The organism is bacterium, assembly GCA_016873475.1.
Taxonomy (GTDB): Bacteria; Krumholzibacteriota; Krumholzibacteriia; order JACNKJ01; family JACNKJ01; genus VGXI01.
Genome location: VGXI01000216.1, coordinates 1 through 4,979 on the forward strand (window position 1 = coordinate 1; position 4,979 = coordinate 4,979).

Genomic DNA, 4,979 nt, shown 5'->3' on the forward strand with positions numbered 1-4,979 from the left:
GGCGCCGGCGGGGCTTCGGCGTGGCGCTGGTGGGCTACACGAACGTCGGCAAGAGCAGCCTGCTCAACGCGCTCACCGGCGCCGACGCCTTCGTAGCCGACGCCCTCTTCGCCACCCTGGACTCGACGACGCGCCGCCTCGATCTCGACGGCTCCGAGCCCGTGCTCGTCACCGACACCGTCGGCTTCGTGCGCAAGCTGCCGCACCACCTCGTCGAGAGCTTCAAGGCCACCCTCGCCGAGGTGAGCGAGGCCGACCTCGTCCTGCACGTGGTCGACCTCGCCAGCCGGAGCTGGGAGCGCCAGGCCCTGGCCGTGGCGGAGGTGCTCGGCGAGCTGGACGTGGACCCCGAGCGCAGCCTGCGTGTCTTCAACAAGCTCGACGCCCTGGGCGAGCGCGAGGCCGAGGTGGCCGGCCTGCGCGCGCGCTGGCCCGAGGCCGTCTTCGTCAGCGCGACCACGGGCGCCGGCCTGGAAAGCCTGCGCGAGGCGATCCGCGCGCGGCGGCAGGCGGCCTTCGCGGAGACGATCCTCTTCTTGCCGGCCGGCAGCGAGAGTCTAACGGCGATGCTCTACGGTGAGGGCGAGGTGCACGAGGTGCACTATGCGCCCGAGGGCAGCTACTACCGCCTGCGCCTGCCCGAATCGACGCGCGCGCGGGCGCTCGCCCGGGGCGCCGAGGAGCGCCGCGAGCTGCTGGAGACCTGGGAAAGCCTGGGCGAGAGCGCGTCCTAGGCGCCCCGGCCCGGGAACCGGCGGCGGCTGCCTCGCGTTGCTGGCCTCCGCGGCTCGCGCCCCCTTGTCCTCGGCCCCCGCGCTGGCTATGCTGGCGGCCTCGCACCCCCGGATCGCTGGAGTTCGCAAACGATGAAACGCTCACTGGCCCTCGCCCTGCTCCTGCTCGCCGCCGCGCTGCCCGCGCGCGCGGACGAGGCGTCCACCTTCTGGAACGACGGCCAGCCCGAGGTGATCCTCGGCGCCTACTTCGACGCCGCGGGCACGGACAGCATCTTCGAGGGCGAACCCGCCGATACGCTCACGGTCTACCTCATGATGTGGCACGGCAGTCGCCGCAACGAGGGCGGCATCCGCGCCCTCGAGTACCTCGTCGAGCTGCCGCCCGGGCTCATGCTGCTCCACGACGAGCTGCCCGACTACTCGAACCTCGCCATGGGCAAGGTGCTCACCGGCTTCACGCAGGCCATCCGCGACAAGATCGGCGACGGCCTGCTCATCAACACGCTCACGCTCCTGCGCACAGATCCCATTCCCTCCGACGCCCGCATCCGCATCCTGCCCCATCCCGACAGCGGCTTCCTGCGCTACGTCCACGGTCAGGGCTCGCCGCGCAATGTCGACGTGCACCTTCTGATTGCGCAGGATGGCGTGATCAACCCCAAGCTGGCGACACAGCCGCTCAAGCCCGTCCGCAGCCGCTAGCGGCCAGGCTGGATCGGCTGGATGGACTCGGCCGCGTGGCTGGGGCGGGGCAGATTGTGCTAGAATTGTCGGTGTGGACCCCAGGCCTGCCCGCAAGTGAGCCGCTGTTGCTCGACCTTCGACTGCGGTGCGGGCCCAATGGCCAGGGTGAGGAGCTCTTCAGCTCCATGGACCTGTTCACGGTTGGAGTGGATGGCGTGAGCCGGCGGGTACTCTTCGACCTGACCCCCCTCGCGGCAGTTGACTCCCTGCCCTGTGTACTCGAGGGAGCCCTCCTACAGTTGTCGCCGATTGGGGCTGTCGGGGATCTCGTTCTCGATCCGGAGGATTCCAATGGCAAACTACAAGTCATCCGGTTCTAAGGCCCATCTTGCCGCACTTGCCCTGCTAGCGCTGAGTAGTATCGCCCGGCTTTGTCCAGGCCCCGCGCTGGCCGACGGCACGGGGAGCCTGATCATCGACATTCACGATGGTCAGCCCTGGTCACCTAACTACGAAACTGGTGCACACTACGCCTCCGGCAATTTCATGCCGGGTCTCGACACCTGGGGATCATACTTCGTCGTGGAGCGACTGTGGTTCTACCACGGCGGCCCATATGCGGAATCGGGAGTCCCTTACCAGGTTCACTTCATGGTGCGGGATCGAGAACAGCTGCCGGAGCACTACTACGTTGAGTTCTACTTCGATCGAACCACCACCTGTAACTACTGCTGGGAAGAGCTGGTCCTCGGCTATCCGATTATTGGCTACGGCCCAGACGACGATACAAGCGATCTTGGCGTGTTCATTCGCCCCTTTGGCGGATCGGTCGTGAATCCTGCACCCTTGCTCTGGCATGACTGCTGCCCGAACCACGATCAGCTAGCGGCGACTTTCTGGGTGTCTTTTCCACCGCCGCCGGAGCCCACGAGCGGCCCGCAGGTGCGGGACATGTACGAACTACTCTACTACTACAGCGACCTCGGCCTGGGGGAAGTTCTGCTCGGCATGGAGGTCTCCAGCGACGTGATTGTGCCGACGGGATCGATGAGCTTCTCGGCAGTGAAGTCGCTGTACTGAGCTGCGTGCCGCTCCTCGCGAGATCGCTTGAGCCATAGGCAGCCATCCCCTGCCCTTCTCGGGTTGGCACCGCGCATCATCCGGCGAGCTTGGGGGATCCCTCGTTTCGGAGGGTGAGCCCCCCTGGCCGACTCCTTGCACCAGCCCCGCGGCGGGAAAGGAGTCCGCATGTCCAGGCTAGCCGAGGGCGACACGCTGGCGACGGCCCCGCGCAGGGACGCGCTGCTCGCCCTGCTCGCCGAGCGCCTGCCCTACGGGCTGCTGCTGCTGGACGCGGACGGGCGCGTGCTCGAGGCGAACGCGCGCTTCTGCGAGCTCTGCGACTGCCCGCCCGAGCGCCTGCGCGAGCTCGCCGCGCTGCGCGAGCTGCCCGTGCTCTCCCAGCTCGGTCTCGCCGCCGCGGTCGCGCGCATGCAGCGCTCCGGCGCCGACTTCACCCTGGACCAGTCGCCGGGCGTCGCCTTCGCGGGCAGCCCGCGTTTCCTGCGCTTCAGCGGCCGCTGCCTGCGCGAGGGCGGCGCGCTCGCCGGCTACGCGGTGATCGTCGAGGACATGACGGCCCTCGGCGATCCGAGCGGGCGCCTCAAGTCCAGCCTCGGCCAGCTCCGCCGCGTGATGGTGGGCGCCGTCGAAGCGATGTCGACGATGGTCGAGCGCCGCGACCCCTTCGTGGCCGGCCACCAGCGCCGCGTCGCCCAGCTCGCGATGGCGCTCGGCGCCGAGCTGGGCATGGACGCCTTCCAACTCGAGGGGCTGCGCATCATGGCGCTGCTCCACGACATCGGGAAGGTGGCCGTGCCCGCCGAGATCCTCTGCAAGCCCGCGCGCCTCAGTCCTGCCGAGCGCGCGATCGTGCGGCGCACCCCGCAGACGGCGCAGCGCATCCTCAAGCGCGTCGAGTTCCCCTGGCCCGTGGCCGAGGCGATCGGCCAGCACCAGGAGCGCCTCGACGGCAGCGGCTACCCGGCCGGCCTGCAGGGCGAGGAGATCCTGCGCGAGGCGCGCATCCTCGCCGTTGCGGACACCGTGGAGGCGATGCTCACGCACCGGCCGTACCGGTCCGCGCACCCGCTGCCCGCCGTGCTCGCCGAGATCGAAGGCCAGCGGGGCCGCCAGCTCGATGGCGAGGTGGTCGACGCCTGCCTGATTCTCTTCCGCGAGAAGGGTTTTGCGTTCGAGGCGATCTAGGCCACAGCCCCGCCACGTCCGCGTTTTGCCACCCGCGGCGCCGCCGGATGGTGTTATACTTTCGCTGGCCAGCTCAATGCCGGATGTGCTCGGGCAGCGATCCGGACCCTCAACAAAGAGGAGAGCGAGATTTGCAGAACGCGAATGCGCTTCGCGGTGCTGCTCGTCGCCCTGCTGGCAGTCGGCCTGGCTCCTGGCGTCCGCGCCCAGGATGTCCTCGTCTGGTCGACGGGCAACGAGGGCGGCAGCACCCAGGGAGTCGCCAACTACCTGGTGGCGACGGGGATGATCGACTCAGCCGTGGCGAGCCAGGATCCCAATCTCACCCTGGCCACCCTGCTCAACTACGATGCGGTTCTCTTCTTCACCAACGGTTGCGCCGGGGACATGGTGGCCATCGGCAACATCCTGGCGGACTATGCCGACACGGGGCGCCGTCTGGTGCTGGCCACCTTCGTCTGGGCCAATCAGGGTTGCAACACGCTGGCGGGCCGCATCATCGACGAGCAGATCAGCCCCTTCGTCTTCGACGGCTCCAGTCTCTACACATCGGTCGTCATGAACTGGAACGACGGGCATCCCTACTTCGGCGGCGTCCTGTCGCTGAGCGGCTACTACCACGACGACGTGACCACGGTGCCCGGCGCGACCTTGCGCGCCACCTGGAGCGACGGCCAGCCCCTGCTGGCCGAGAAGATGAACGTGGTGGCCGTGAATCTCTTCCCCGACGACTACTGGGGCCACATCGGCGGCGACTACGACACTCTCTTCGCGAACACCCTGTCCTGGATGCTCACGGCCGTCGAGGAGGCCTCGATCAGCACGATCAAGGCGCTCTACTGATCCCTGGCCGCAACGGGGCAACCCGCGGCGATGCCGACCGCAAGCGCCGGGACCCGCTCCCGGCGCTTTTTCACGCGCGAACGGCGTGGCGTCCCTAGTCGTTCTGGGCGGGGTCGGCGTCAGCCAGCACCGGCTCGGGGCGCTCCGGCGGGGCGGCTTCCTCCGCCTGGAAACCGCCGGCGAGCAGGCGCTCGACCGCGAGCCCCGCGGCCGCCGGCGCGTCCAGGTCGAGTAGCGACTGGTCCTCGCGCGCGAGGGGGCGGCCTGCCATATCCCTGATGAGCCGCAGTTGCGGCCGATCCGCGCGCGCGCCGGCGCTCAGCACGACGGCGCGCGAGCCGTCGCTGAGCTGCACGCGGCTGCCGGGCGGGTAGAGGCCGAGGGCGGCGATCAAGGCGCGCAGGGCGCCGGGGTGGAAGGCGCCTGGGTCGGCGAGCATGATCTCCC

General features: G+C 69.1%; 6 protein-coding genes. 5 read left to right on the top strand and 1 reads right to left on the bottom strand.

What is annotated here, in order from left to right:
* The 5 genes from FJ251_13390 to FJ251_13410 form a co-directional block, all read left to right on the top strand.
* On the top strand, positions 1-734 hold a 734-nt coding region (locus FJ251_13390), incomplete at its 5' end, for a GTPase HflX (protein ID MBM4118701.1).
* Positions 735-866: 132 nt separating this feature from the next.
* Positions 867-1,439: a hypothetical protein gene (locus FJ251_13395; GenBank protein ID MBM4118702.1), complete on the top strand. Its 573-nt coding sequence runs from the start codon at positions 867-869 to the stop codon at positions 1,437-1,439.
* Between the two features lie 333 nt (positions 1,440-1,772).
* Positions 1,773-2,501 (top strand): hypothetical protein, encoded by a 729-nt coding sequence (locus FJ251_13400; protein MBM4118703.1) that lies wholly within the window; start codon positions 1,773-1,775, stop codon positions 2,499-2,501.
* Between the two features lie 168 nt (positions 2,502-2,669).
* Positions 2,670-3,689, top strand: coding sequence for an HD domain-containing protein (locus FJ251_13405; GenBank protein ID MBM4118704.1), 1,020 nt, complete (start codon positions 2,670-2,672; stop codon positions 3,687-3,689).
* A 144-nt stretch (positions 3,690-3,833) separates the two neighbouring features.
* On the top strand, positions 3,834-4,532 hold the full coding sequence (locus FJ251_13410; GenBank protein MBM4118705.1) for a hypothetical protein: 699 nt from the start codon (positions 3,834-3,836) through the stop codon (positions 4,530-4,532).
* Between the two features lie 94 nt (positions 4,533-4,626).
* On the opposite strand, the gene FJ251_13415 is transcribed toward FJ251_13410, so the two are convergent.
* Positions 4,627-4,971 carry a hypothetical protein gene (locus FJ251_13415; GenBank protein ID MBM4118706.1) on the bottom strand — a complete coding sequence of 115 codons (345 nt, stop codon included), beginning with the start codon at positions 4,969-4,971 and terminating at the stop codon, positions 4,627-4,629.
* Positions 4,972-4,979 lie beyond the last annotated feature (8 nt).

Bases quoted from the DNA above. Each gene is read 5' to 3' on its own strand.
- FJ251_13395 (MBM4118702.1), top strand. From the start codon at position 867: ATGAAACGCTCACTGGCCCTCGCCCTGCTCCTGCTCGCCGCCGCGCTG.
- FJ251_13400 (MBM4118703.1), top strand. From the start codon at position 1,773: ATGGCAAACTACAAGTCATCCGGTTCTAAGGCCCATCTTGCCGCACTT.
- FJ251_13405 (MBM4118704.1), top strand. From the start codon at position 2,670: ATGTCCAGGCTAGCCGAGGGCGACACGCTGGCGACGGCCCCGCGCAGG.
- FJ251_13410 (MBM4118705.1), top strand. From the start codon at position 3,834: ATGCGCTTCGCGGTGCTGCTCGTCGCCCTGCTGGCAGTCGGCCTGGCT.
- FJ251_13415 (MBM4118706.1), bottom strand. From the start codon at position 4,971: ATGCTCGCCGACCCAGGCGCCTTCCACCCCGGCGCCCTGCGCGCCTTG.